The sequence below is a fragment of the Psychromarinibacter sediminicola genome, from assembly GCF_029168335.1.
In the GTDB taxonomy this organism is placed as follows: Bacteria; Pseudomonadota; Alphaproteobacteria; order Rhodobacterales; family Rhodobacteraceae; genus Psychromarinibacter; species Psychromarinibacter sediminicola.
This window is the reverse complement of record NZ_JARGYC010000067.1, coordinates 1-23,059: the sequence shown is the minus strand read 5'-3', so window position 1 is coordinate 23,059 and position 23,059 is coordinate 1. Positions and strand designations below refer to the sequence as shown.

At 69.4% G+C, this 23,059-nt stretch carries 29 protein-coding genes; 20 read left to right on the top strand and 9 right to left on the bottom strand.

The window, feature by feature from the left end:
• Positions 1 to 307 precede the first annotated feature (307 nt).
• From P1J78_RS19580 to P1J78_RS19540, 9 genes are all read left to right on the top strand, one after another.
• Positions 308 to 1,021: a Crp/Fnr family transcriptional regulator gene (locus tag P1J78_RS19580; RefSeq protein ID WP_275569078.1), complete on the top strand. Its 714-nt coding sequence runs from the start codon at positions 308 to 310 to the stop codon at positions 1,019 to 1,021.
• Positions 1,022 to 1,144: 123 nt separating this feature from the next.
• Complete coding sequence (locus tag P1J78_RS19575) at positions 1,145 to 2,260, top strand: ATP-binding protein (protein WP_275569077.1); 1,116 nt, start codon at positions 1,145 to 1,147, stop codon at positions 2,258 to 2,260.
• A 182-nt stretch (positions 2,261 to 2,442) separates the two neighbouring features.
• On the top strand, positions 2,443 to 2,808 hold the full coding sequence (locus P1J78_RS19570) for an SUF system Fe-S cluster assembly protein (protein WP_275569076.1): 366 nt from the start codon (positions 2,443 to 2,445) through the stop codon (positions 2,806 to 2,808).
• Between the two features lie 214 nt (positions 2,809 to 3,022).
• Positions 3,023 to 3,640 (top strand): MarR family transcriptional regulator, encoded by a 618-nt coding sequence (locus P1J78_RS19565; RefSeq protein ID WP_275569075.1) that lies wholly within the window; start codon positions 3,023 to 3,025, stop codon positions 3,638 to 3,640.
• 49 nt (positions 3,641 to 3,689) lie between these two features.
• Positions 3,690 to 4,343: a DUF3307 domain-containing protein gene (locus tag P1J78_RS19560; protein WP_275569074.1), complete on the top strand. Its 654-nt coding sequence runs from the start codon at positions 3,690 to 3,692 to the stop codon at positions 4,341 to 4,343.
• A gap of 23 nt (positions 4,344 to 4,366) precedes the next feature.
• Entirely contained in the window at positions 4,367 to 4,744 is a 378-nt protein-coding gene (locus P1J78_RS19555; RefSeq protein WP_275569073.1) for a HesB/IscA family protein, read from the top strand.
• On the top strand, positions 4,741 to 5,064 hold the full coding sequence (locus P1J78_RS19550; protein ID WP_275569072.1) for a TfoX/Sxy family protein: 324 nt from the start codon (positions 4,741 to 4,743) through the stop codon (positions 5,062 to 5,064). The genes P1J78_RS19555 and P1J78_RS19550 overlap by 4 nt, the downstream gene beginning before the upstream one ends.
• 155 nt (positions 5,065 to 5,219) lie before the next feature.
• On the top strand, positions 5,220 to 5,963 hold the full coding sequence (gene tpiA, locus P1J78_RS19545; protein WP_275569081.1) for a triose-phosphate isomerase: 744 nt from the start codon (positions 5,220 to 5,222) through the stop codon (positions 5,961 to 5,963).
• A 16-nt stretch (positions 5,964 to 5,979) separates the two neighbouring features.
• Positions 5,980 to 6,327, top strand: coding sequence for a YigZ family protein (locus P1J78_RS19540; RefSeq protein ID WP_275569071.1), 348 nt, complete (start codon positions 5,980 to 5,982; stop codon positions 6,325 to 6,327).
• Between the two features lie 10 nt (positions 6,328 to 6,337).
• Here P1J78_RS19540 and P1J78_RS19535 read toward each other — a convergent pair whose 3' ends face one another.
• The gene (locus P1J78_RS19535; protein WP_275569080.1) at positions 6,338 to 7,465 is read right to left on the bottom strand and encodes an FAD-dependent oxidoreductase; all 1,128 of its coding nucleotides are present in this window, start codon (positions 7,463 to 7,465) and stop codon (positions 6,338 to 6,340) included.
• Positions 7,466 to 7,537: 72 nt separating this feature from the next.
• Entirely contained in the window at positions 7,538 to 7,960 is a 423-nt protein-coding gene (gene dksA / locus P1J78_RS19530; protein ID WP_275569070.1) for an RNA polymerase-binding protein DksA, read from the bottom strand.
• Between the two features lie 184 nt (positions 7,961 to 8,144).
• Here dksA and P1J78_RS19525 point away from each other — a divergent pair, with 184 nt between their 5' ends.
• The gene (locus P1J78_RS19525) at positions 8,145 to 8,984 is read left to right on the top strand and encodes an AAA family ATPase (protein ID WP_275569069.1); all 840 of its coding nucleotides are present in this window, start codon (positions 8,145 to 8,147) and stop codon (positions 8,982 to 8,984) included.
• On the opposite strand, the gene P1J78_RS19520 is transcribed toward P1J78_RS19525, so the two are convergent.
• Positions 8,981 to 9,211 (bottom strand): hypothetical protein, encoded by a 231-nt coding sequence (locus tag P1J78_RS19520; protein ID WP_275569068.1) that lies wholly within the window; start codon positions 9,209 to 9,211, stop codon positions 8,981 to 8,983. The two genes, P1J78_RS19525 and P1J78_RS19520, sit on opposite strands and share 4 nt — an antisense overlap.
• A gap of 24 nt (positions 9,212 to 9,235) precedes the next feature.
• Positions 9,236 to 9,535 (bottom strand): hypothetical protein, encoded by a 300-nt coding sequence (locus P1J78_RS19515; protein WP_275569067.1) that lies wholly within the window; start codon positions 9,533 to 9,535, stop codon positions 9,236 to 9,238.
• Between the two features lie 208 nt (positions 9,536 to 9,743).
• Between P1J78_RS19515 and P1J78_RS19510 the strand changes: the two genes are divergently transcribed.
• The 8 genes from P1J78_RS19510 (at position 9,744) to P1J78_RS19475 (ending at position 16,007) form a co-directional block, all read left to right on the top strand.
• Positions 9,744 to 10,184 (top strand): GNAT family N-acetyltransferase, encoded by a 441-nt coding sequence (locus tag P1J78_RS19510; protein ID WP_275569066.1) that lies wholly within the window; start codon positions 9,744 to 9,746, stop codon positions 10,182 to 10,184.
• Positions 10,185 to 10,189: 5 nt separating this feature from the next.
• On the top strand, positions 10,190 to 11,572 hold the full coding sequence (locus P1J78_RS19505) for a DUF2927 domain-containing protein (protein WP_275569065.1): 1,383 nt from the start codon (positions 10,190 to 10,192) through the stop codon (positions 11,570 to 11,572).
• Positions 11,569 to 11,736 carry an apolipoprotein acyltransferase gene (locus P1J78_RS19500; protein ID WP_275569064.1) on the top strand — a complete coding sequence of 56 codons (168 nt, stop codon included), beginning with the start codon at positions 11,569 to 11,571 and terminating at the stop codon, positions 11,734 to 11,736. The genes P1J78_RS19505 and P1J78_RS19500 overlap by 4 nt, the downstream gene beginning before the upstream one ends.
• The gene (locus P1J78_RS19495) at positions 11,736 to 12,923 is read left to right on the top strand and encodes a vWA domain-containing protein (RefSeq protein ID WP_275569063.1); all 1,188 of its coding nucleotides are present in this window, start codon (positions 11,736 to 11,738) and stop codon (positions 12,921 to 12,923) included. The genes P1J78_RS19500 and P1J78_RS19495 overlap by 1 nt, the downstream gene beginning before the upstream one ends.
• A gap of 100 nt (positions 12,924 to 13,023) precedes the next feature.
• Positions 13,024 to 13,404 carry a hypothetical protein gene (locus P1J78_RS19490; protein ID WP_275569062.1) on the top strand — a complete coding sequence of 127 codons (381 nt, stop codon included), beginning with the start codon at positions 13,024 to 13,026 and terminating at the stop codon, positions 13,402 to 13,404.
• Positions 13,401 to 14,003, top strand: a complete 603-nt coding sequence (locus tag P1J78_RS19485) for a DedA family protein (protein WP_275569061.1) — start codon at positions 13,401 to 13,403, stop codon at positions 14,001 to 14,003. Before P1J78_RS19490 ends, P1J78_RS19485 begins: the two co-directional genes overlap by 4 nt.
• Before the next feature lie 24 nt (positions 14,004 to 14,027).
• Positions 14,028 to 15,188 carry a cytochrome P450 gene (locus P1J78_RS19480; protein WP_275569060.1) on the top strand — a complete coding sequence of 387 codons (1,161 nt, stop codon included), beginning with the start codon at positions 14,028 to 14,030 and terminating at the stop codon, positions 15,186 to 15,188.
• Between the two features lie 120 nt (positions 15,189 to 15,308).
• Positions 15,309 to 16,007 carry a M48 family metallopeptidase gene (locus tag P1J78_RS19475; RefSeq protein ID WP_275569059.1) on the top strand — a complete coding sequence of 233 codons (699 nt, stop codon included), beginning with the start codon at positions 15,309 to 15,311 and terminating at the stop codon, positions 16,005 to 16,007.
• 75 nt (positions 16,008 to 16,082) lie between these two features.
• Here the strand turns inward: P1J78_RS19475 and P1J78_RS19470 are convergent, their stop codons facing one another.
• The 4 genes from P1J78_RS19470 to P1J78_RS19455 all read right to left on the bottom strand — a co-directional run bounded on the left by P1J78_RS19470 (position 16,083) and on the right by P1J78_RS19455 (position 18,374).
• Positions 16,083 to 16,631, bottom strand: a complete 549-nt coding sequence (locus P1J78_RS19470; RefSeq protein ID WP_275569058.1) for an RSP_2648 family PIN domain-containing protein — start codon at positions 16,629 to 16,631, stop codon at positions 16,083 to 16,085.
• Positions 16,628 to 17,812: an RSP_2647 family RNA methyltransferase gene (locus P1J78_RS19465; RefSeq protein ID WP_275569057.1), complete on the bottom strand. Its 1,185-nt coding sequence runs from the start codon at positions 17,810 to 17,812 to the stop codon at positions 16,628 to 16,630. The genes P1J78_RS19470 and P1J78_RS19465 overlap by 4 nt, the downstream gene beginning before the upstream one ends.
• Before the next feature lie 96 nt (positions 17,813 to 17,908).
• Positions 17,909 to 18,169: a DUF6778 family protein gene (locus tag P1J78_RS25365; protein WP_309568143.1), complete on the bottom strand. Its 261-nt coding sequence runs from the start codon at positions 18,167 to 18,169 to the stop codon at positions 17,909 to 17,911.
• A gap of 52 nt (positions 18,170 to 18,221) precedes the next feature.
• Positions 18,222 to 18,374 carry an RSP_7527 family protein gene (locus tag P1J78_RS19455; RefSeq protein WP_275569055.1) on the bottom strand — a complete coding sequence of 51 codons (153 nt, stop codon included), beginning with the start codon at positions 18,372 to 18,374 and terminating at the stop codon, positions 18,222 to 18,224.
• Between the two features lie 238 nt (positions 18,375 to 18,612).
• Here P1J78_RS19455 and edd point away from each other — a divergent pair, with 238 nt between their 5' ends.
• Positions 18,613 to 20,421: a phosphogluconate dehydratase gene (edd, locus tag P1J78_RS19450; protein ID WP_275569054.1), complete on the top strand. Its 1,809-nt coding sequence runs from the start codon at positions 18,613 to 18,615 to the stop codon at positions 20,419 to 20,421.
• A gap of 130 nt (positions 20,422 to 20,551) precedes the next feature.
• A complete protein-coding gene (eda, locus tag P1J78_RS19445; RefSeq protein WP_374213364.1) occupies positions 20,552 to 21,196 on the top strand; it encodes a bifunctional 4-hydroxy-2-oxoglutarate aldolase/2-dehydro-3-deoxy-phosphogluconate aldolase in 645 nt (214 codons plus the stop codon).
• A 117-nt stretch (positions 21,197 to 21,313) separates the two neighbouring features.
• Here the strand turns inward: eda and P1J78_RS19440 are convergent, their stop codons facing one another.
• Positions 21,314 to 22,762 (bottom strand): TrkH family potassium uptake protein, encoded by a 1,449-nt coding sequence (locus P1J78_RS19440; RefSeq protein ID WP_275569053.1) that lies wholly within the window; start codon positions 22,760 to 22,762, stop codon positions 21,314 to 21,316.
• Between the last annotated feature and the right edge of the window lie 297 nt (positions 22,763 to 23,059).

The following is a 23,059-nucleotide window of genomic DNA, read 5'->3' as shown; positions in this document are numbered from 1 at the left end:
GGCATTTCGAAACGAAATGCCCTGCCGACAGGCGATTGCAGAGCAATCGCCGAGAGGCGGCGCTGCACGGCGTTCCGCCGCGCGACGCAGGTGGATATGGCCCACGGAAAACCCAGTGTCGTGCAGTGTGCTCGGACACGCGGTTGGACGTCCCCAATCGGGATTGCCGGATTGCGAGGTCGGATGCGCGGGACGGGTGGAAACCGCCCCGCCCAATCCCGGCGTCGTGCCGCGCAAACCGACCCGCAGGCAAAAAACGCTCACAAGCGAGTGAACCCCACCCCGTCCCGCCGCGTTGGGCCGCCGTATGGCACAGGACACGAACAACCGGGTGCTCCGGGCCCTGCCCGACGCGACCCGCCGGCAGGCGATGGCGCGGATGGAGCGCGTCACGCTGGAGGGCCGGGTCATGCTGGACCGGAGCGGCGAGGCGACGCGGACGGTCCATTTCCCCGAGACCGCCGTGATCTCCACTATCGCCACCTATCGCGACGGAAGCAGCATCGAGATGGCGAATATCGGCCGCGAAGCCTGTACCGGCATCGGGCTGACGCTCGGGCATCCGCGGCAGCTGAGCACCAACGAGGTGCAGATCGGCGGCGAGGCGCTGCAGATCGGCGCGGACGCCTTCGACAGCCTGATGGACTCGCTGCCCGCCTTCCGCACCGCGCTGTTCTCGACCGTTCAGGCGATCTTCTACCAGGTCATGGTGTCCGGCGCGTGCAACGGCGCGCATGACAGCCGGCAGCGGCTGGCCCGCTGGCTGCTGACCATGTACGACCGCAACGATCACGCCACGATGCCGCTGACCCACGATTTCCTGGCCGAAATGCTGGGCGTGCGCCGCGCGACGGTGAGCGAGACCGCGGCCGGGCTGCAATCGGACGGGCTGATCTCCTATTCGAGGGGTCAGGTGACGGTGACCGACGCGGACGGCCTGCGCGAGACGAGTTGCGAGTGCTACGACCTGGTGCGGGACGCCTATGACACGCTGCTGCCGGACAAATCCGGGACGTCGTGACGCGACCCGTGCGCTGTGTACGCAAGCGTACGGACCCGGCCGGAAAACCCCGTTAACAAAATCGTCAGGCACCTTGAGCGACAGGCGCCCTCCGGACCGGGCGCGACGAGGCGAGCACAGCGAATGGCAAAGGCCGAGCACGGCAGCGGCGAGCGAATGCTGAAGGCGGCGATCCGGGATTCCCCGTTCGCGATGATCATCACCGATCCGCGGCTGGAGGACAGCCCGGTCACCTATGTCAACGAGGCGTTCCAGCGGCTGACCCTGTACAGCCGGGAATACGCGCTGGGCCGCAACTGCCGCTTCCTGCAGGGGCCGGAGACGGACCCGGCCGACGTGGCGCGGCTGCGGTCGGGCCTGACGACCGACCGGGAATTCGAGGTCACGCTCGTCAATCACAAGGCCGACGGCACCCCGTTCCGCAACCAGGTGCTGATCGCCCCGATCCACGGCCCCGACGGCGAGTTGACGGCGCATTTCGGCCTGCTGCGGGAAGTGGCCGACGACACCGGCGCCGCCGAGGCCGGCGCGGAACAGACCCTCGCCCTGCTGCGCGAGCTGCAGCATCGGGTGAAGAACCACCTGTCGATGATCGTCAGCATGATCCGCATCCAGGCCAAGCGCGAGGTGACGCCGGAGTCGCTGAAGGCGGTCAGCCGGCGGATCGAGGCGCTGGCGCTGCTCTACGAGGAATTGCTGAATGACGGCACCAACGGGGACGGCGACGGGGACGGCGACGGGCGCCGCGAGATCGACACCGGCGCCTATCTGAGCCGGATCGCCTCGGTCGTGTCGGGGCTGCAGCCGCGCGCCGCGATCCGGGTGAACGTGGAATGCGAGGAGATCCGGCTGCCCTTCGACCACGCCGCGCGGCTGGGGCTTTTGCTGTCGGAGTTCTTGACCAACGCGCTGGAGCACGCCTTCGAGGGCCGCAAGAGCGGCTATGTGGACGTGCGGTTCTCCCGCACCAGCGGCGGCGGCGTGCGCCTGACGGTGGAGGATGATGGGATCGGCCTGCCGGAGGGCAGCGACTGGCCGTTCGGCGCGCCCAGCATCGAGCGGCAGCGCGAACGTGCGGCGCAGGACGAGGGCACGCTGGACACCACCGGGCACGGGCGCAAGTCCGGCGTCGGCGGCAGCATCGTGGCCGCGCTGATCGACTCGCTCGGCGCGTCGCTGGCCCTGACCCGGCCGAAGCGCGGGACCATCGTGACCGTCGACCTGGAAGGGGGCGACTGAGCGGGCGCGACTAGGGGCGCGATTTGGGGGCGCCACGCGCCCTGCCCAACGTATCTCCCCGCGCTGCGAGATCGACCATGGCGCGGCGTTAATCCGGTCCCCGCGGCGGATCAATCGGCGCGCGACCTTTACTCCCCTGTCCTAATTCTTATATCTTTGGTCGGAATAGCGAAGGGATCGCCATGACCGTCGAATCCACCGATCCGCTGGAAGGCACACCGCTGATCAAGCCGTCCACCACCGACCACGACCTGTACGACAGCGTCGTTGAGGCGTGCCGGTCGGTCTATGACCCGGAGATTCCGGTGAACATCTACGATCTGGGCCTGGTCTATACCGTCGAGATCAGTGCCGAGAACGAGGTGGACATCATCATGACCCTGACCGCGCCGGGCTGTCCGGTGGCCGGCGAGATGCCGGGCTGGGTGATGGATGCCGTCAGCGCCGTGCCCGGCGTCAAGTCGGTGGATGTCGAGATGACCTGGGATCCGCCCTGGGGCATGGACATGATGTCCGACGAGGCGCGGCTGGAACTGGGCTTCATGTAGGCGCGCTTCAGGCGCGGGCGGGAACGTGTCTCGCCGTGACGCTGCAATGCTATCACATGCGATTGGAAACGGCGGGCGCCGGTGCCGGCGTTCTTTTTCCCGCTGTCTGCGGCGGCCGGCCCGGCGGCCCTGGCAGCGGGGCTGACGGTTCGGGCGCTTCGGAAAGCAAGCGAAACAGCTTGCTTTTTCGAAAAGCAAGCACTATCACTTGCTCATGAGCCGGATTGCCGTTCTGACCGGGGACATCGTCGAGTCCTCCGCCCTCTCCACCGCCGCGCTGGACGAGACGATCGCTGCGCTGGGCGCGGGCGTCGCGGATATCTCGGCCTGGGAGCGCGGCGTGGCGACGGGGTTCGCGCGCCAGGCCGGGGATGGCTGGCAGGCGGTGCTGGACGACGGCCGGCTGGCTGTCCGGGCGGCGCTCTACCTGCAGGCCTGCGTGCGGCGGCTGGCGGCGGATCGGGCCACGCGGATCGCCGTGGCGCTGGGCGACGGCGATCTGTCCCCGGCGGACCGCGAGAACCCCAACAGCGCGACCGGCCCGGCCTTCACCGCCTCGGGGCGGCTTCTGGACGGGATCGGGCGCCACGCGCTGATGGCGCATGCGGGCGGCGGGGCGGTTGCGGCGGCCTTGCGTCTGGCCGACCATATCGCGCAGCAATGGACGCAGGCGCAGGCGCGGGCCCTGTGCGAGATGCTGGTGCCGGAGGCCGGGCCGCGCAGCGAGGCGGCCGAGCGGCTGGGGATCAGCCGGCAGGCGGTGGACCAGGCGCTGTGGGGCGCCGGCTATCCGGCCCTGACGGAGGCGCTGGAGTTGCTGGAGGCGGAATGACGCAAGCGAAAACGCTTTCCTTCCCGAAAAGCAAGCGGATCGGCTTGCCGTGAGCGCCGCGGCGATCCATACCTTCACCGCCCTGCTGCTGGCGCATGTGCTGGCGGATTTCCTGTTCCAGACGCGGTGGATGGTGGCGCACAAGCGCAACCCGCTGGTGCTGGTACTGCATGCGGCGCTGGTGCTGGGGCTGAGCCTCGCCGCGCTGGGCGGGTGGAGCGACTGGGTGCTGGTCCTGGCCGGGGCGCATCTGGCGAGCCTGGTGGCGGTCGCGGTCGTGGCGCCGGGGCCGTGGCAGGCGGGGGCCTGGGCCGGCCTGCCCTGGCTGTTGCCGCTTTTCGCGCTGGTGGCGGGGCTGATCCTGACGACGCGGGCGGGCGGCTTTGCCGTGGGCGAGCTGATGGCGCCCTATGCCGAGGTGGACCTGCCGCGGGGGCTGGAGAAGGGCGGGCTGCTGATCGGGCTGCTGGAGCGCGGGCTGATCTTTCTGTTCGTGCTGGCGGGGCAGCCCTCGGGCATCGGCTTCCTGATCGCGGCGAAGTCGATCCTGCGCTTCGAGACCGCGTCCAAGGACCAGCGGGCCGGCGAATACGTGATCATCGGCACGCTGGCCTCTTTCGGCTGGGCGCTGGCGCTGTCCTACGCGACGTTGCGGCTGATCGACTTGCTGCCGCCCCTTGAGACGGGGCCGGTCCACGACTAGTTTTGTCGGGAAAGGAGACCTTCATGTTCGGCATTCCAGGCAAACAGGCTGTCACGCTGACCCCCGCGGCCGCGACGCAGATCGCGAAGCTGATGGACAAGGACGGCACCAAGGGGCTGCGGATCGGCGTCAAGAAGGGCGGCTGCGCGGGCATGGAATACACCATGGACTATGTCGCGGAGGTCGAGGAGAACGACGAGGTCGTCGAACAGGACGGCGCCGTGGTGATGATCGCGCCGATGGCACAGATGTTCCTGTTCGGGACCGAGATCGACTATGAGGTCTCGCTGCTGGAATCGGGCTTCAAGTTCCGCAACCCGAACGTGGCCGATGCCTGCGGCTGCGGCGAATCGATCAAGTTCAAGGATGTCGAGGAGCTGACCGCCGAGCGCGGCGAATGAGCCTGAGCGACGCGGACCGCGCCTTCGCGGCGGAATTGTTCGCGGGGCTCGGCGGGGTGACGACCCGGCGGATGTTCGGCGGCATGGGGATTTACCGCGACGGCGTGATCTTTGCGCTGATGCGCGGCGACGGGGCGATCCTTCTGAAGGGCGCGAACGGGTTCGGCGACACGCTGGAGGCGGCGGGCGGCGAGCACTGGAAGCATCGGCGCGAGGACGGCACGACGACGGCGATGCCCTACTGGACCTTGCCCGACGCGGCGCTGGACGATCCCGAACTCGCCTGCGACTGGGCGCGGCGGGCCATCGACCATCTGTGAGGGGCAAAATCCTTTGAAAGGATTTTGGCCGGAATTCCCGCGGAATTCCGGACCGGAGTGTTGGTAACACTCCGGCATCGGGCGGCGCCCTCTTTCGGGCGGGAGCGCGAGCGGTTACGTAAGGTGCAACGCCATCAGGGAGCCGCGCCATGACCATGAAGAAACTCGCTGCCGGGAACTGGAAGATGAACGGGCTCGCCGCCCATCTGTCCGAGGCGGAGGCGCTGGCCGGCGCCCATGCGCAGCCGGGCTGCGAGGTGTTGATCTGTCCGCCGGCGACTCTCATCGCACGCATGGCGCAGACGCTGGGCGACGCGCCGATCGCGCTGGGCGGGCAGGATTGCCATTCGGCGGATTCCGGCGCGCATACCGGCGACGTCTCGGCCGTGATGCTGAAGGACGCCGGCGCGTCCTATGTCATCCTCGGCCATTCCGAGCGGCGCACCGACCACAAGGAGACCGACGCCGCCGTGCGGGTGAAGACCGAGGCCGCCTGGCGGTCGAACCTGACCGCCATCGTCTGCATCGGCGAGACGCTGGCCGAGCGCGAGGACGGCAAGACGCTGGACGTCGTCGGCACCCAGATGAAGGGCGCGCTGCCCGACGGCTGCACCGCCGAGAACGTCGTCGTCGCCTACGAGCCGGTCTGGGCCATCGGCACCGGCAAGGTGCCGACGATGGAGCAGATCGCCGAGGTTCACGATTTCATGCGCACCGAGTTGACCGCGCGCTTCGGGGACGCGGCGGCGGGCATCCGGCTGCTCTATGGCGGGTCGGTGAAGCCCGACAACGCGGACGAGATCTTTGCCGTGTCGAACGTCGACGGCGCGCTGGTGGGCGGCGCCTCGCTGAAGGCGGACGATTTCGGCGGGATCATCGGGGCGCTGGAGCGGGCCTGAGGCCCCTGCCCCCTCCGTGCATGTTCTGGAGAACGTCATCTCGGACCGCGGCTCGCGCTACGCGGTCGCGGGCGGGCCGTGCGCGTCGGAGGCCGACGCCAAGCGCTTCGTCAAGGAGCTGCAGCGGCGCAAGAAATTCGCCAAGGCGACGCATCACAGCTGGGGGCTGATCACGGCCGACGGACCGGTGAAGACCGACGACGGCGAGAGCGGCGCCGGCCTGGTGATCCTGCGGATGCTGGAGCGCGCGGGGCTGCAGGATCACATCGTCGTGGTGACCCGGTGGTACGGCGGCAAGCATCTGGGCGGCGACCGGTTCCGCCATGTGCAGGAGGCGGTGCGGATCTATCTCGACGCGCTGTAGCCGGAGCGGGCTACACCGTGACGTCGTGGCCGTAGAGCCAGTCGAACCGGCGCAGCGCCGCGTCGGGGGCCACGGTGCCGCCCAGCCGCAGCACCGTATGCGCCGCGCCCCGCACCAGCGGGTTCTTCAGGTGGAAGTTGCGGGCGTTGCCGTTCGCGGCCTCGATCACCCGCACGGCGCGCGGACGGCGGCGGGCCTGGTAGAGCGACAGCGCCTCGGCCGCCGGCAGCGCGTTCAGCGACTCGGCCAGCACCCAGGCATCCTCCAGCGCCAGATTCGCCCCCTGCGCCAGGAAGGGCAGCGTCGGATGCGCCGCGTCGCCCAGCAGCGCCCAGCCCTCGCTGACCCAGGTCTCGGCGACCGGGTGGCGGAACAGGCCCCAGATGTTGACCGCCTCGACCTTCTCCAGCCAGCCGCGCACCTCCGGGGCGAAGGCGGCGAAGGCGCGGCGCAGGTTTTCGGGGTCGTCAGGCTGCGACCAGCTTTCCTCGGTCCACAGCTCGCGCTCTTCCACCGCCACGATGTTGCGCAGGCCGCCGCCCAGCGGATAGGTCACGAGGTGGCGGCCCGGCCCCATATAGACGTGGGATTCGGCCGGGGCGTCGTCCTCGATCACGGCGCGCCAGGCGGCCTGGCCGGTGAAGAACGCGCGTTCCGGCCCGTTCAGCGTGGCGCGGAGCTGCGAATGCAGGCCCTCGGCGCCGATGCGCAGCGATTCCCCCGGCAGCGGCGGGTCGGAGGGCCGCACCTCGGTCCCGAGCCGGATCGAGACGCCCGCCTCGCGCGCGCCCTCGGCCAGAAGCTCGATCAGGCGGGCGCGGTGGATCAGCACGAAAGGGTGCGGGCCGTCGCTGTGGCGCGCCAGATCCATGCGCAGGACCGGCCGCCCGCGGCGATAGTCGCGCAGGTCGACGGCGCGGTTGACCAGGCCGGCGGCGCGCAGCGCCTCGCCCAGGCCCAGCGCGTCGATCACCGCCGTGCCGTTGGGCGAGATCTGCAGCCCGGCGCCCACCTCCCGAATCGCGTCGGCGCGTTCCAGCACCGTCACCTCCGCCCCGCGCAGCGCCAGCGCGCGCGCCAGGGCGAGCCCGGCGATTCCGGCGCCGACGACCGTGACCTGTGTGCCGATCAACATGATCTCTCCCCCCAAACGAAAAACACCGAGGCGCAGGCCCCGGTGTTCCTCAATCCGTCGCTCCGCGCAAGCGGCTCAGTCGTCGCGATGCACCTTCTCGCGCCGCTCGTGCCGCTCCTGCGCCTCCAGGCTCATGGTGGCGATGGGCCGGGCGTCCAGCCGCTTGAGCGAGATCGGCTCGCCCGTCACCTCGCAATAGCCGTACTCGCCCTCTTCGATCCGCCGCAGCGCGGCGTCGATCTTGGCGACCAGCTTGCGCTGACGGTCGCGGGTGCGCAGTTCCAGCGCGCGGTCGGTCTCCTCGCTCGCCCGGTCGGCGATGTCGGGGACCGCGCGGGCGCTGTCCTGCAGGCCCTCGATCGTGTTCTTGCTTTCTCCCAGAAGCTCCGCCTTCCAGGCGATCAGTTTGCGCCGGAAGTATTCGAGTTGACGGTCGTTCATGAACGGTTCGTCTTCGGCTGGGGTATAGTCATCCGCCAGAAAGGTCTCGGCCTTCATTCCCGTATCCCCTGATTGGCCGGACCGGTCGATGTCGCGCCTCACCGCCATCCGGCACCCTCATTATGGCGTCCGTCTATCTTAAGCTGTTCAGCTTGTCACGTCCGAATACGTGGTGGTTGCAGGTTTCTGGGAAGGCCGTTATGCAAACGTGAACAATCGGCTTCAGCGGTTTGTAACCGAAATGAAATTCACGGGCACCGAGTCCTATGTCGCGACCGAGGATCTGACGGTCGCGGTCAATGCCGCAGTGACGCTCGAGCGGCCGCTTCTGGTCAAGGGCGAGCCCGGCACGGGCAAGACCGAGCTGGCCCGCCAGGTGGCCGGGGCGCTGGGTCTGCCGATCATCGAATGGCACATCAAGTCGACCACGAAGGCGCAGCAGGGCTTGTACGAATACGACGCCGTCAGCCGGTTGCGCGACAGTCAACTCGGAGATGAACGTGTCAACGACGTGCGCAATTACATCCGCCGCGGCAAGCTGTGGGAGGCGTTCGCGTCGGAGGCGCGCACGGTCCTGCTGATCGACGAGGTCGACAAGGCGGACATCGAGTTCCCGAACGACCTTTTGCAGGAGCTCGACCGGATGGAGTTCCACGTCTACGAGACCGGCGAGACGGTCCGGGCGCGGCACCGGCCGATCGTGATCATCACCTCGAACAACGAAAAGGAGTTGCCGGACGCCTTCCTGCGGCGGTGCTTCTTCCACTACATCCGCTTCCCCGACACGGAAACGATGAAGCGGATCGTCGCGGTGCATTTTCCGGGCATCAAGGAGTCGCTGCTGACCGCGGCGCTGACCCAGTTCTACGAGATTCGCGAGATGGCGGGTCTGAAGAAGAAGCCCTCGACCAGCGAGGTGCTGGACTGGCTGAAGCTGCTTCTGGCGGAGGATCTGACGGCGGAGGACCTGAAGCGGTCGGGCACGGATGCGCTGCCGAAGCTGCACGGCGCGCTGCTGAAGAACGAGCAGGACGTGCACATGTTCGAACGGCTGGCCTTCATGGCGCGGGGCGGGCGTTAGGAGGCCTTTTCCGCCTCTTCCTCCCAGGCTTCGATGACCTCGCGCACCTTCTCGGGCGGGAGGTGGACTTTCTTCGAGACGTCTTCGAGACGCGCGTCCGCCTCGGCGAGCGACGCCGGCGGGCTCAGCACGAGTTCGTCGGCGGTTGCGGCAACGAATGCCAAGTCGTTCATACAAGCCTTCAGGCGCTCTTCGCGGTCGAGCTTCATGAATTCGTCGTATGTCATTCGTTGTACATCCTTTCGCGATCCTCAGAGCCCCGAGGCACCTCGTAATATAGCCAGTGGACCGAGCCTTTTCAAAACCGCTTCCACCGGATCATCCGGATTTGGCACCTCCACGGCCCCGATCGTGACCACCAGCGTCTGGTCCTCGCGCCCCACCAGAAAAACCACCTCGTATCCTTCGAGTTCGCGGACTCTCACTGCGCCGACGACACGATCTTCGAAGGAAAAGGTGACATCGCGCAAGCGCGATGCAATGCGCTCCATCGTCGAATCGGGGATTTGCAGGCCCCTGATCTCGAATTCAGCCTTCTCGGTCGTGTCCACGACCACGTTCAACCCACGATGACGAAAAGCGCTATCGACCAAACTCGCCTCCAAACCCTCGCAAAAGCCTTGGTCATCTCGGCTGATCGGTCAAGCCTACCGTTCGCGACCAGGCGCGCGCGGGTCACTTCTGTTGGACGCATCGGACCGGTGAGTTTACACACGTCCGGGCTGGTGCAGGAGACCTCGGTATGGAGGAAGGCCGCAGATGATCACAATCCGTCCCGTCGCCGAAAGCGACCGCCCCGACTGGGAAAGGCTCTGGACGGGCTATCTGGCGTTCTACGAAACCTCCGTGCCGCCAGAGGTTTACGAGACCTCCTTCCAGCGTCTTATCGGCAACGATCCGCAGGATTTCAGCGGATTTATCGCCGAGGCCGATGGCAAGTCCTGCGGATTGGTCCACTATGTGTTTCACCGCCATATGTGGAAGATCGAGAACGTGTGCTACCTGCAGGACCTCTACGCCGACCCGGACGTCCGCGGCCAGGGCGTGGGGCGCAAGCTGATCGAGGCCGTCTACGAGGCCGCGGATGCGGCCGGGGCGCCGTCGGTCTACTGGCTGACACAGGAGTTCAACCACGCGGCCCGGCGGCTCTATGACCGGATCGGCACGCTGACCCCCTTCATCAAGTACAGCAGGGCCTGACCCGGATGCGCCGTCTTCTGTTCGCCTGTCTCGCCCTGTCGCTGGCCGCCTGCTCGGCCCCGGCCCCCAAGGACACGCCGACCCGCCGCGTCACGCCCCCCGTGGCCGAGGCGCTGCCACCGATGAAGACCTTTCCGGTGCCCGAGGTCACGCCGCCCAGCCGCTCGAACGCGGCCATCGCGCGGGATTTCCTAGACCTGTCGTTCCAGCTGGAAAGCGGTCGGCGCCTGCCCGTGCTCACGCGCTTCGAAGGCCCGGTCAGCGTGCGCGTCACCGGCAACGTACCGGGCAGCGTGGGGCCGGACCTGGCGCGGCTTCTCAGCCGGCTGCGGCGCGAGGCCGGCATCTCGATCACCCAGGTGAGCGCGAATGCCGACGCCTCGATCACCATCGAGGTGCTGCCGCGCTCCGAATTGCAGAAATACGTGCCGCAGGCGGCCTGTTTCGTCGTGCCGCGGCTGTCGAGCTGGGCCGAGTTCAAGCGCGACCGGCGCACCGCCGCCGTCGACTGGACGACGCTGAAGACGCGCGAGCGGATGGCGATCTTCCTGCCCGGCGACGTCAGCCCGCAGGAGGCGCGCGACTGCCTGCACGAGGAGCTGGCGCAGGCGCTGGGGCCGCTGAACGACCTGTACCGGCTGGGCGATTCCGTCTTCAACGACGACAACTTCCACACCGTGCTGACCGGCTTCGACATGCTGATCCTGCGGACCTACTACCACCCGTCGCTGCGCTCGGGCATGACGCGCGAGCAGGTGGCGGCGCGGCTGCCGCGGATCCTGGCGCAGCTGAACCCGCGCGGGCAGTCGATCCCCGATCGGCAGGTCGGCCGCACGCCGCGCGCCTGGATCGACGCCATCGAGGAGGCGCTGGGTCCGCGCACCAGCGACAGCCGCCGGCAGGCCGCCGCGCGCCGCGCCGTCGCCATCGCGCGCGAGCAGGGCTGGTCCGACAACCGCATGGCGTTCTCGCTCTTCGCGCTGGGCCGGCTGGCGCTGGCCGGACAGGCCGACATCGCGCTGGCGTCGTTCCTGCAGGCCGGCACGCTCTACAACGCGCGGCCCGAGACGCGGCTGCAGGGGGCGCATGTGGCGATGCAGCTCGCCGCCTTCGCGCTGAGTTCGGGGCAGACCGACGCGGCCATCGGGCTGGTCGACGACAATCTCGGCGTGGTGGCGCGGGCGGAGAACGCCGCGCTTCTGTCGACGCTTCTGATGATCAAGGCCGAGGCGCTGGAGGTGCAGGGCCGCGTCGTCCAGGCGCGGGCGGTGCGGCGTGACAGTCTGGGCTGGGCGCGCTATGGCTTCGGCTCCACCGATGCGGTGCGCACGCGGCTGTCCGAGATCGCCGCGCTGTCCAGCCGCGTGAAGGCAACGGGGCCGATATGATCGTCATAGCAGCCGCCATCTTCGGCGCGCTTCTGGGGGTGATGACCGCCCGGAGGCACAAGGGCAACGCCAAGGACCAGGCGCAATACGCCGCCGGGTTCGGCATCGCCTTCGCCCTTCTGGGCTTTGTCGTCACCATCGTGATCGGGCGCCTGGCCGGCTGATGTTCCTGCCGTTCTTCGACACCCTGCGCAGCCACGGCGTGCCGGTGTCCCTGCGCGAGTATTTGTCGTTCCTGGAAGGCATGCAGGCGGGGCTGGTGACCTACGACATCGAGGGGTTCTACTATCTCGCCCGCGCCGCGATGGTGAAGGACGAGCGCAACCTCGACCGCTTCGACCGCGCCTTCGCCGCCAGCTTCGAGGGGCTGGAGGCGATCCCGCTGGAGGCGGTGGTGGAGGCCGTGGACCTGCCCGCCGACTGGCTGGAGACAATGGCCGAAAAGCATCTGAGCGCCGAGGAGAAGGCCGAGATCGAGGCGCTGGGCGGTTTCGAGAAGCTGATGGAGACGCTGAAGGAGCGGCTGCAGGAGCAGGAGGGCCGGCACGAGGGCGGTTCGAAATGGATCGGCACCGCCGGGACCAGCCCGTTCGGGGCCGAGGGCTACAACCCCGAAGGCGTGCGCATCGGCCAGGCGAAGAGCCGCCACCAGCGCGCCGTCAAGGTCTGGGACAAGCGCGAGTTCCGCGACTTCGACGACCAGGTCGAGATCGGCACCCGCAACATCAAGGTGGCGCTGAAGCGGCTGCGCAGATGGGCGCGCGACGGGGCCGAGGAAGAGCTGGACCTGAACGGCACCATCCGCGCGACCGCCGAGCACGGCTATCTGGACGTCAAGACCCGGCCGGAACGGCGCAACGCGGTGAAGGTCCTGCTGTTTCTGGACGTCGGCGGCTCGATGGACCCGCATATCAAGGTGGTGGAAGAGCTGTTCAGCGCCGCGCGCTCCGAGTTCAAGCACCTGGAGCACTACTACTTCCACAACTGCCTCTACGAAGGCGTCTGGCGCGACAACCGCCGCCGCTGGAACGCGGTTACGCCGACCTGGGACGTGCTGCACACCTATGGCAGCGACTACAAGTGCATCTTCGTGGGCGACGCCTCGATGAGCCCCTACGAGATCGCCTATCCCGGCGGCGCGAACGAGCACTGGAACGCCGAGGCGGGCAGCGTCTGGCTGGAGCGGGCACGGACCCAGTGGCCGGATACGCTGTGGATCAACCCGGTGCCGGAGCGGGCCTGGGCCTATACCCAGTCGATCGCGATGATCCGCGAGTTCTTCGGCCCCGACCGCATGGTGCCGATGACGCTGGAGGGCATCGAGCGCGGCATGCGCGTGCTGGGCCGGTAGCGCAGGGCGGGGCAGGCATGCCGCCGCACCGCCCGCGCCGTGGCGCGGACCCTCCCCCTGCCCCCTTGCCAACGGGCGGCCCACCGGCTCTGGTAACGGCGTGACCCGACCGCCCGACTCCCCCGGCGTCCTCGCCCGCCTCATGCGCATCTGGCGCCGCCACCCGGTGCTGGGCACGCTGTTCCCGCTGGCGCTGGCGCTCACGCTGTTCTTCACGGTCCAGGGGGCGCTGCACGCGGTCTACTGGGCCGACCCGGCGCATCGCGACCAGACGATCGCGGGCTGGATGACGCCGCGCTACGTGGCGCATTCCTGGGCCGTCCCGCGCGAGGTGATGGCGCGCGCCGTGGGCGAGGTGCCGCGGCTGCGCGGCGGGCAGCCGACGCTGGAGCGGATCGCCGAGATGCAGGGCGTGCCGCTGGCGGAGCTGATCGCGCGCATCGAGGCGGAGATCGCGGCGTTCCGGACCGGGACGCAATGATCGACACGATCCTCGCCGCGGTGCCGGTCTACGGCCTCTGGATCGTGACGGTCACGACCTTCCTCAGCTGCCTCGCCCTGCCCGTCCCCGCCTCGCTGGTGATGCTGACGGCGGGGGCCTTCGTGGCCGCCGGCGACCTGCCGGCGCTGTGGACCGGCCTGCTGGCCTGGATCGGCGCGGTGGCGGGCGACCAGGCGGGCTTCGCGCTGGGGCGCGGCGGCGGGCGGCTGCTGGTACGCCTGTCGCAGGGGGGCAAGGCGGCCTCGCTGATGGCCCGGGCGCGCGAGCTGTCGGACCGCTACGGCGGCCCCAGCGTGTTCCTGTCGCGCTGGCTGTTGTCGCCGCTGGGCCCCTACATGAACTTCGTCACCGGCGCGGCCGGCATGGCCTGGCCGCGATTCGCGGTCTGGGGCCTGGCCGGCGAGGCCGTCTGGGTCGCGATCTATATCGGCCTGGGCTTCGCCTTTGCCGGGCAGATCGCCGCCGTGGCGACGCTGGCGGCGGATTTCAGCGGCACGCTGGCCGCGGGCGCGGTGACGCTGGGCCTCGGCCTGTGGCTCCGCGCGGCGCTGAAGGCCGACAGGGGCTTGCGTAAATAACGGGCGTTCCGCAAACTCGCCGCCATGAGCACCGCACCCGTCTACAACATCGACCCCGCCGCCTTCCTGGCCGACCCCTATCCCGACCTCGCGAAGATGCGCGCCGACGGCCCCGTCTGGCAGGTGCCGCAGCTGGGCGCCACGCTGTTCGTGCGCCGCGACGACATCTTCGAGCAGGAAAAGCGGATCGACGTCTTCTCCAGCTACCAGCCCGAGGGGCTGATGACGGTGCTGATGGGCGAGAACATGATGCGCAAGGACGGCCCCGACCATGCCGCCGAGCGCAAGGCGACCTTCCCCGCCTTCTCGCCCCGCACGGTGCGCGACAGCTGGACGGCCCAGTTCCGTGCCCGCACCCAGGAGGTGCTGGACCGGCTGGCGCCGAAGGGTGGCTGCGACCTGGTGGCCGATTACGCGATGCCGGTCTCGGCGGAGGCGCTGAAGGCGATCACCGGGCTCGCGAACATGGACTGGCGCGAGATGGACCGCGTCAGCCAGGGGATGATCGACGGCATCGCCAATTACGGCGGCGACCCGTCGGTGGAGGCGCATTGCCACGACTGCACCGCCTCGATCGACGCCCATATCGACGCCCGGCTGGAAGAGCTGCGCGACCACCCGGACACGTCGCTTCTGTCGGTCCAGGTCGAAGCCGGCCTGCCAATGGACAGCGTCCGCGCCAATGTGAAGCTGGCGATCTCCGGCGGCCAGAACGAGCCGCGCGACGCCATCGCCGGCGCCGCCTGGGCGCTTCTGACCCATCCCGAGCAGCTGGCGATGATCCGCGACGGCTCCGCCACCTGGCGCGACGCCTTCGAGGAATACGCCCGCTGGATCTCGCCCATCGGCATGTCGCCGCGTCGCGTGGCGCGGGCCGACACGGTGCAGAAGGTCGCGTTCGAGCCGGAGGAGCGGGTCTTTTTCATGTTCGGCTCGGGCAATCGCGACGAGCGCGTGTTCGACGCCCCCGAGGTCTTCGATATCACTCGCGACACCGGTCCGTCGCTGGCCTTCGGCGCGGGACCGCATTTCTGCGCCGGCGCCGCGGCCAGCCGGGCGATGATCTCCGAGGTCGCCCTGCCGATGCTGTTCGACCGCTTCCCCGATCTCGCCATCGACGGCGAGGTGCCCTTCGCCGGCTGGGCGTTCCGCGGCCCGCTGAAGATGCCCGTGCGCTGGTCCTGATCCCGCCCCGGGCTTCTTCTCGTTGAAAAATACGCAAATCCCGCCCGCGCCGCCCCGCGATGGCCCCGGAACGGCGCCTGCGTTCTTGCCGCCCGTCCCCCCGCCCCCCATATTCCGATCATGCTCAAGTTCACCCCGATCCTCCTGGCGATCCTCTACGCCGTGGTGATGTACCGCTTTTCGGCCTGGCGCACCGCGAAGGAGCTGGACGCGAAGTCGACCGAGCTGGCCGATCCGCTTCTGAAGACGCTGACCGACCGGATGGCGAAGGCGCTGGATGTCGACCGCATCCGGGTGAACATCTACGAGGTGGCGCCGGTGAACGGCCTCGCCGCGCCGGACGGGCGCATCTTCATCACCCGCGGCTTCTTCAAGCGCTACCGCGCGGGCGAAGTCTCGGCCGACGAGATGGCCAGCGTCATCGCGCACGAGCTGGGCCACGTGGCGCTGGGGCATTCGCGGCGGCGGATGATCGACTTTTCGGGGCAGAACGCGCTGCGCGTCGGGCTGTCGATGGTGCTCAGCCGCCTCTTGCCGGGCTTCGGCGTCTATATCGCGAACGCGCTGGCCTCGCTCCTGGCGGCGCGGCTGTCGCGGTCGGACGAGTACGAGGCGGATGCCTACGCCTCGGCGCTGCTGGTGAAGGCGGGGATCGGGACCGATCCGCAGAAGTCGCTGTTCCGCAAGCTGGACAAGCTGTCCGAGGGCAATGCGGGCGCGATGCCGGCCTGGTTCATGAGCCATCCCAAGGCGGAGGACCGGATCGCCGCGATCGAGAAGAACGAGGCGCGCTGGCGCGTCGCCGACCGGCCGACGTAACACACTGGAATATTTGAAATATTCCGGCCCGGATTGTTCCCAACAATCCGGCTCGTTTTCTTTCCAAGAAAACGGCTACCGCGCCTCCAGCGCTTTGCCCAGGCGCGGCAGCCGCGCCTTGCGCATCAGCCGCCGGATCGGCCAGGCCTCGCCCGAGAGCCGCTCCGCCTCCTGCCGCACCGCCTCCGCCGCCTGCGCCACCGCCTCCGGATGATCGGCGTAAAGCCCCATCAGGAACGGGTCCGCCGCCTGCCGCGTCAGCCCCTCCTCGGCCAGAACCCCGCGCGGAAAGTCCTTCGCGTTCTCGGTCAGGATCACATCGGCGCTGCCGGCGATGGCGGCGGCCAGCACATGGACATCCGCCGCGTCCGGCAGCCACAGCCGCGCCTCCAGCCCTTCGCGCACCGGCACCTCCGCCGCCGGCCAGTCGCGGCGCAGCCCCGCGATCTCGCCGCGCGCCTGCGCCTCGCCCTCGGGCCCCAGCTTCGCCGCCGCCGCGCGCGCCCATTCCTCCAGAATCCGCGCCGACCACAGCGGCGTGAACAGCCCCGCGCGCGCAACGCCCAGCACCACCTGCCGCATCACGGTGGGGTAGAGCACGTTGGCGTCGATCAGCACCTTCACAGCCGGAAGACCAGCGCCTTGAGATAGCCCGACTCCGCCAGCTGCGGCAGCTGCGGATGGTCCGGCCCGGCAAAGCCGGTATAGACGATCTGCCCGCGCCGCCCCGCCTTGCCGATGCCGCGGGCCGAGGCGTTGCGGAACCGCGTCAGGTCGGCCGCGTGGGAACAGGAGCAGAGCCCCAGATACCCGCCCGGCGCCACCAGCCCGGCCGCCAGCCGCGCCACCCGCTCGTAGGCGCGCAGCCCCGCGTCGAGCGCCTGGCGCGACGGCGCGAAGGCCGGCGGGTCGCAGACCAAGAGGTCGAACCGCTCGCCCGCCTCCGCCAGCGCCGCCATCGTGTCGAATGCGTCGCCGCGCCGGGTTGCGAACCGCGCCGCCGCGCCCATCGCCGCCGCCCCCTGCCCCGCAAGCTCCAGCGCCGGGGCGGAACTGTCGACCGCCAGCGCGCTTTCGGCCCCCGCCGCCAGCGCCGCCAGGGAGAACCCGCCGACATGGCTGAACACGTCCAGCACCCGCGCCCCGCCGGCCAGCCGCTGCACGAAGGCATGGTTGTCGCGCTGGTCGAAGAACAGACCGGTCTTCTGCCCGCCCATGAGGTCGGCCATGTAGGTCGCGCCGTTCATCGGCACCGCGACCGGCCCGTCGACCCCGCCGCGCAGCACCACGGTCTCCTCCGGCAAGCCTTCCAGCGCTCGCGCCCGCCCCGCGCCGTTCTTGACGACGGTCGCGACGCCGGTGACGGCGCACAACGCCTCCGTCAGCGGCGCCAGCAGCGCCTCGGCCCAGGCGGCGTTGGACTGGATCACCGCCGCGTCGCCGAAGCGGTCGATCACCACGCCCGGCAGCCCGTCCGCCTCGGCATGGACCAGCCGGTAATAGGGCGCATCATAGAGCTGCGCGCGATGCGCCAGCGCCGCCCGCAGCCGGGCCGCCAGCCAGTCCGCATCCACCACGGCCTCGGGATCGCGGTCCAGCACCCGCGCGATGATCCGCGAGCCGGGATTGACCGCGACAAGGCCCAGAGGCCGCCGCTCGGCATCCTCCAGCACGGCAAGACTGCCCGGCGCCAGCGCCTTGGTCCGGCGGTCGGTGACAAGTTCGTCGGAATAGACCCAGGGGAATCCGTGCCGGATGGCGCGGGCCTCGGCCTTGGGGCGCAGGCGGATGACAGGCAGGTTCATGCGCCCCTCCTACCCGGGCGCGGCGCGCGGCGGAAGGGCGGAACGACAGCGGCCCGGGCCGAACACCCGGACCGGGCCGCGACGACGATATGCGGCTCAGAGGCCGGCGATACCGGTATCGACCGCCTCGGCAAGCTCGCTGCGGATGATCCCCGCCACCTGCTCGATCACCCGCGTCTTCCGGGTGTCGCCGCGCGCCTCGGCGGACACGACTTCGGCACCGCCCAGCGCCTTGAACACGGCCGTGACATGGTGCGACGGCACCAGCACCGCGCCGGTCCCGGCATCGCGCAGGTCAGTGCGGTGGCGGACCGGTAGCGAAGGATCTGGAACAGAAATGAGATAATCCCGGAGCATTTCCGGGATTATTTCGATATTCGCAGTTGTGCGCCCCGCGCGTCGCTCCCGCTCAGGCCGTGCGGCCTTCGGGATGACGCTTCAGCGCCCCGCGGACCCAGGTCCGCATGGAGCGCACGCCATGGGCGACGGCTTCGGCCTGCATGCGGCGCGCCTCGCGCTCGATCTCGACGATGTCGATGCGGCCTTGCTCGAATTCGGTCATGTCTCGGTTCCTCTGCTCGTTCGGGTTGCGGCTAGGCTCCCCCTTGGCACCCTAGATAAGGCGCTATCTTTCAGAGGGGGAGAGACAATGCTGCAATGCCGTCATGCAGATGCCGCAACGCAGCAAAGGCCGCCGTCACAGCGGCGCAACGACTCTTGTTAGCGCTAACCTCTCCTGCTACGCTTGCGCTGACGCAAAGGAACCCAGGACGAACCCAAGACGGAGCCAGACCGGAGCCATGCCCCTCAATCCCAGCATCGAGGCGGTGACCGAGCGCATCGTCGCCCGCAGCCGCGACAGCCGCAGCCGCTACAAGGACCGGATGGCCGCGCTGGCCGAGGCGGGGCCGCGCCGGGCGCATCTGACCTGCGGCAACCAGGCCCACGCCTATGCCGCGATGCCCGACACCGACAAGGACCCGCTGGCCGAGGGGCGCGCCCCGAACCTCGGGATCGTGACGGCCTTTAACGACATGCTGTCGGCGCATCAGCCGTTCGAACGCTTTCCCGACCTGATCCGCGCGGCCGCGCGCGACGCGGGCGCCACGGCGCAGGTCGCGGGCGGCGTGCCGGCGATGTGCGACGGGGTCACCCAGGGCCAGCCGGGGATGGAGCTGTCGCTGTTCTCGCGCGACGTGATCGCGCTGGCCGCCGGGGTGGCGCTGTCGCACAATTGCTTCGACGCGGCGGTCTACCTGGGCGTCTGCGACAAGATCGTGCCGGGGCTGGTGATCGCCGCGGCCTCCTACGGCCACATCCCCGGCGTGTTCCTGCCGGGCGGGCCGATGACCAGCGGGATGACCAACGACGAAAAGGCCCGCGTGCGCCAGCAATTCGCGAGCGGCGAGGTCGGGCGCGACAAGCTGATGGAGGCCGAGATGGCCTCTTACCACGGGCCGGGGACCTGCACCTTCTACGGCACGGCGAACACCAACCAGATGCTGATGGAGTTCATGGGGCTTCACCTGCCCGGCGCCTCCTTCGTCAACCCGAACACGCCCCTGCGCGACGCGCTGACGGCCGCCGGGGCGCAGCGGGCGCTGGCGATCACCGCGCTGGGGAACGCCTTCACGCCGGTGGCGGACGTGCTGGACGAGCGGGCCTTCGTCAACGGCATCGTCGGGCTGATGGCGACGGGCGGCTCGACCAACCTGGTGCTGCACCTGCCGGCGATGGCGCGCGCGGCGGGGGTGATCCTGGACCTGGAGGATTTCGACGAGATCAGCTCGGTCGTGCCGCTGATGGCCAAGGTCTATCCGAACGGCATGGCCGACGTGAACCATTTCCACGCCGCGGGCGGCCTCGGCTACATGATCGGCGAATTGCTGGACCAGGGGCTGCTGCATGACGACGTGACGACCGTCGCCGGCGCGGGGCTGCGCCGCTACACGCAGGAGCCGGTGCTGGCCGACGGCGCGCTGAGCTGGCGCGAGGGGGCCGCCGAAAGCCTGAACGACAGGATCCTGCGCCCCGCGACCGACCCGTTCCAGCCGACCGGCGGGCTGAAGGAGCTGACCGGCAATCTCGGCCGCGGCGTGATGAAGGTCTCGGCGGTGAAGCCCGAACGGCAGGTGGTCGAGGCGAAGGCGCGCGTGTTCCACGACCAGGCCGAGGTGAAAACCGCGTTCAAGGCGGGCGAGTTCACCGAGGATACCGTCGTCATCGTCCGCTTCCAGGGCCCGAAGGCGAACGGGATGCCCGAGCTGCACTCGCTGACGCCGATGCTGGCGGTGCTGCAGGACCGGGGGCTGAAGGTGGCGCTGGTGACCGACGGGCGGATGTCGGGCGCCTCGGGCAAGGTGCCCGCCTGCATCCATGTCTGCCCCGAGGCGGCGGCCGGCGGGCCGCTCGCGCGCGTGCAGGACGGCGACGTCGTGCGGGTCGACGCGGTCTCCGGCACGCTGGAGGCGGTCGGGATCGACCTGGGCGCCCGCACCCCCGCCGACCCGGACCTGTCGGCCAACCAGGCAGGGCTCGGGCGCGAGCTGTTCGAGGTGTTCCGCCAGAGCGCGGGGGACGCGCAGAACGGGGCGGCGGTGGTGATCTGAGGCTTCTTCCGGCCGGACATACGCCCGCCGGAGGCTTGAAAGCTTACCGGCGCTGCTTGAGTCTTCATGCCTCCGGCGGGGATATTTGGAACCAGAAGAAGACGGACCGGGTAATCGAGGAGACGGAACGATGCTGAAGCCGAGCGAAGCGAGCGAGCGAACGCTGGAGATGTGCCGGCTGGCGCCGGTGATCCCGGTTCTGGTGGTCGAGGATGTGGCCGTGGCGGTGCCGCTGGCCGAGGCGCTGGTCGCCGGCGGGCTGCCGGTGCTGGAGGTGACGCTCCGGACGCCGGCGGCGCTGGACGTGATCGCGGCGATGGCGGGCGTCGCGGGCGGCATCGTCGGCGCGGGCACGGTGCTGAGCGAGACCGATGTCGTGGCGGCGACGGCGGCGGGGGCGCGCTTTGCGGTCTCGCCCGGGGCGACGGACGATCTCTGTGCCGCCTGCGAGACGCACGAGCTGCCGCTCCTGCCGGGGGCGGCGACGGCGACCGAGGTGATGCGGCTGATCGAGCGGGGCTATACCACGGGCAAGTTCTTCCCGGCCGAGACGGCGGGCGGCGCGAAGGCCCTGAAGGCGATCGGCGCGCCCTTGCCGCAGGTCACCTTCTGCCCGACCGGGGGCGTGTCGATGGGCAATGCGGGCGACTACCTGAGCCTGCCGAACGTGGCCTGCGTCGGCGGATCCTGGGTGGCGCCGGGGGACAAGGTGGCCGCGGGCGACTGGGCCGGGATCGAGGCGCTGGCGCGCGAGGCGGCGGCGCTTCCGCGCTAGGTGTCCGAGGTTGGACAGGGGGTCAAGGCCCTGTTTTCGTTGGCGTTAGCGGTAACTGTCCGTGGACGCCCGCACGACGCGGCACGGGCAAAACGCGCCTCCGGGACGGCCGGCCCCTCACCCCCGCCAGAACCGCGCCGTCAGGATCACCAGCACCGCCATCACCTCCAGCCGCCCGACCAGCATCGCCAGCGACAGAAGCCATTTCCCGGTCTCCGATATCTCCGAGAAATTCCCCGCCGGCCCGATCTTGTCGCCCAGCCCCGGCCCGATATTGGCCAGCGCCGCCGCCGCCCCCGAGACCGCCGTGACGGTATCCTCCCCGGTCAGCGCCAGCAGCACCGACGTCACCCCCATCAGCACGATGAAGGCCACGAAGAACGACATCACCGAGTTCAGCACGTCCGCCCCGACGGGCCGCCCCTCGAAGCGCGGCGTGAACACCCCGTGGGGGGCGTGGATCTTGCCCACCTGCGCCCGGATCGAGGCGAACAGGAGCTGGTAGCGGAACACCTTGATCGAACAGGCCGTCGACCCCGCGCAGCCGCCGATCAACCCGATGAAGAAGAACGCCACCACCGCGAACCCGCCCCAGAGCTGGTAGTCCACGCTGGCATAGCCCGTCCCCGAGATGATCGAGGTCACGTTGAACAACCCTTCGCGGAAGGCGTGCTCGGCATAGTCCCCGTTCGCCACCACCCGGTAGAGCGCCATCACGCAGACCAGGATCGCGATGATCCACAGGTAGGTCCGCACCTGGCTGTCCACGAAGATCGGCTGCGCCTGCCCCGCCGCGATCTGCACGAAACGGACGAAGGGCAGGCTGGCGAGAATCATGAAGACCGAGGCCACGTATTCCGGCGCCCCCTGGAACGCCCCGAAAGAGGCGTCGGAGGTCGAGAAGCCCCCCGTCGAGATCGTCGTCAGCGCATGGTTCAGCGCGTCGAACGCAGACAGCCCGGTGCCGAGATAGGCCAGCGCGCAGGCCCCCGTCAGCACGACATAGATCACCGAGATCCGGCTGGCGATCTCGGCGGCGCGCGGCAGCACCTTGCCGCCGGTATCGAAGGCTTCCGAGCGGAAGATCTGCATCCCGCCCACCCGCAGTTCGGGCAGGAAGGCCATCGCCACGACGATGATCCCGACGCCGCCGAACCACTGCAGCATCGAGCGCCACAGAAGCGTCCCCTCGGGCAGCGTCTCCAGCTCGGTGAACACCGTGGCCCCGGTCGTGGTCATCCCCGACATCGCCTCGAAGAAAGCGTCCACCACCGTCGCATCCGGCGGGCCCAGGATGAAGGGCAGCGCCCCGAAGACCGGCAGGATCAGCCAGACGCTGGTGGTCACCAGGAAGGTCTGCTGCAGCGTCATCCGCTCGCGCACCCCGTTGGCACAGGCGACCGCCACGGAGGCCCCCACGGCCACGGTCAGCACCGCCGATTCCAGGAAGATCAGCCAGTGCCCGTTGCGATAGACCATGTCCAGCCCCATGGGCACCAGCATCGTCGCGCCCAGCGCGGCGACGAGCAGGCCGGAGACATATCCCACGGGGCGCAGATCGAACATGAGCGAAAGGCTTCTCTCTGCGCCGCGGCACTGTCAAGCGCGCACGGGCCTTGGTGCGTCCGCGTGCCCCCGGCATGTGCTCGCGGGAGGCCCGTTGGGGCGCGGGGCGGTGCTTTGATGCGTCGGCCGGAGGCTGGACAGGTTCAGGCTGGCGCTCCGCGCGGTCGCGCCCCTAAGCGTCCACTGGACGCTTCGCCGGCTGCGCCGGACCGGCGCTATTCGGCGCTCCGCGCGTTCGCGCCTCGAAGCGTCCACTGGACGCTTCGCCGGCTACGCCGGACCGGCGCTATTCGGCGC

What these genes read in the sequence shown, in the direction of transcription:
- P1J78_RS19580 (WP_275569078.1), top strand. Translation starts at nt 308, where the DNA reads ATGGCACAGGACACGAACAACCGGGTGCTCCGGGCCCTGCCCGACGCG.
- P1J78_RS19575 (WP_275569077.1), top strand. Translation starts at nt 1,145, where the DNA reads ATGGCAAAGGCCGAGCACGGCAGCGGCGAGCGAATGCTGAAGGCGGCG.
- P1J78_RS19570 (WP_275569076.1), top strand. Translation starts at nt 2,443, where the DNA reads ATGACCGTCGAATCCACCGATCCGCTGGAAGGCACACCGCTGATCAAG.
- P1J78_RS19565 (WP_275569075.1), top strand. Translation starts at nt 3,023, where the DNA reads ATGAGCCGGATTGCCGTTCTGACCGGGGACATCGTCGAGTCCTCCGCC.
- P1J78_RS19555 (WP_275569073.1), top strand. Translation starts at nt 4,367, where the DNA reads ATGTTCGGCATTCCAGGCAAACAGGCTGTCACGCTGACCCCCGCGGCC.
- P1J78_RS19550 (WP_275569072.1), top strand. Translation starts at nt 4,741, where the DNA reads ATGAGCCTGAGCGACGCGGACCGCGCCTTCGCGGCGGAATTGTTCGCG.
- tpiA (WP_275569081.1), top strand. Translation starts at nt 5,220, where the DNA reads ATGAAGAAACTCGCTGCCGGGAACTGGAAGATGAACGGGCTCGCCGCC.
- dksA (WP_275569070.1), bottom strand. Translation starts at nt 7,960, where the DNA reads ATGAAGGCCGAGACCTTTCTGGCGGATGACTATACCCCAGCCGAAGAC.
- P1J78_RS19525 (WP_275569069.1), top strand. Translation starts at nt 8,145, where the DNA reads ATGAAATTCACGGGCACCGAGTCCTATGTCGCGACCGAGGATCTGACG.
- P1J78_RS19520 (WP_275569068.1), bottom strand. Translation starts at nt 9,211, where the DNA reads ATGACATACGACGAATTCATGAAGCTCGACCGCGAAGAGCGCCTGAAG.
- P1J78_RS19510 (WP_275569066.1), top strand. Translation starts at nt 9,744, where the DNA reads ATGATCACAATCCGTCCCGTCGCCGAAAGCGACCGCCCCGACTGGGAA.
- P1J78_RS19505 (WP_275569065.1), top strand. Translation starts at nt 10,190, where the DNA reads ATGCGCCGTCTTCTGTTCGCCTGTCTCGCCCTGTCGCTGGCCGCCTGC.
- P1J78_RS19500 (WP_275569064.1), top strand. Translation starts at nt 11,569, where the DNA reads ATGATCGTCATAGCAGCCGCCATCTTCGGCGCGCTTCTGGGGGTGATG.
- P1J78_RS19495 (WP_275569063.1), top strand. Translation starts at nt 11,736, where the DNA reads ATGTTCCTGCCGTTCTTCGACACCCTGCGCAGCCACGGCGTGCCGGTG.
- P1J78_RS19485 (WP_275569061.1), top strand. Translation starts at nt 13,401, where the DNA reads ATGATCGACACGATCCTCGCCGCGGTGCCGGTCTACGGCCTCTGGATC.
- P1J78_RS19480 (WP_275569060.1), top strand. Translation starts at nt 14,028, where the DNA reads ATGAGCACCGCACCCGTCTACAACATCGACCCCGCCGCCTTCCTGGCC.
- P1J78_RS19475 (WP_275569059.1), top strand. Translation starts at nt 15,309, where the DNA reads ATGCTCAAGTTCACCCCGATCCTCCTGGCGATCCTCTACGCCGTGGTG.
- P1J78_RS19465 (WP_275569057.1), bottom strand. Translation starts at nt 17,812, where the DNA reads ATGAACCTGCCTGTCATCCGCCTGCGCCCCAAGGCCGAGGCCCGCGCC.
- P1J78_RS25365 (WP_309568143.1), bottom strand. Translation starts at nt 18,169, where the DNA reads ATGCTCCGGGATTATCTCATTTCTGTTCCAGATCCTTCGCTACCGGTC.
- P1J78_RS19455 (WP_275569055.1), bottom strand. Translation starts at nt 18,374, where the DNA reads ATGACCGAATTCGAGCAAGGCCGCATCGACATCGTCGAGATCGAGCGC.
- edd (WP_275569054.1), top strand. Translation starts at nt 18,613, where the DNA reads ATGCCCCTCAATCCCAGCATCGAGGCGGTGACCGAGCGCATCGTCGCC.
- eda (WP_374213364.1), top strand. Translation starts at nt 20,552, where the DNA reads ATGCTGAAGCCGAGCGAAGCGAGCGAGCGAACGCTGGAGATGTGCCGG.
- P1J78_RS19440 (WP_275569053.1), bottom strand. Translation starts at nt 22,762, where the DNA reads ATGTTCGATCTGCGCCCCGTGGGATATGTCTCCGGCCTGCTCGTCGCC.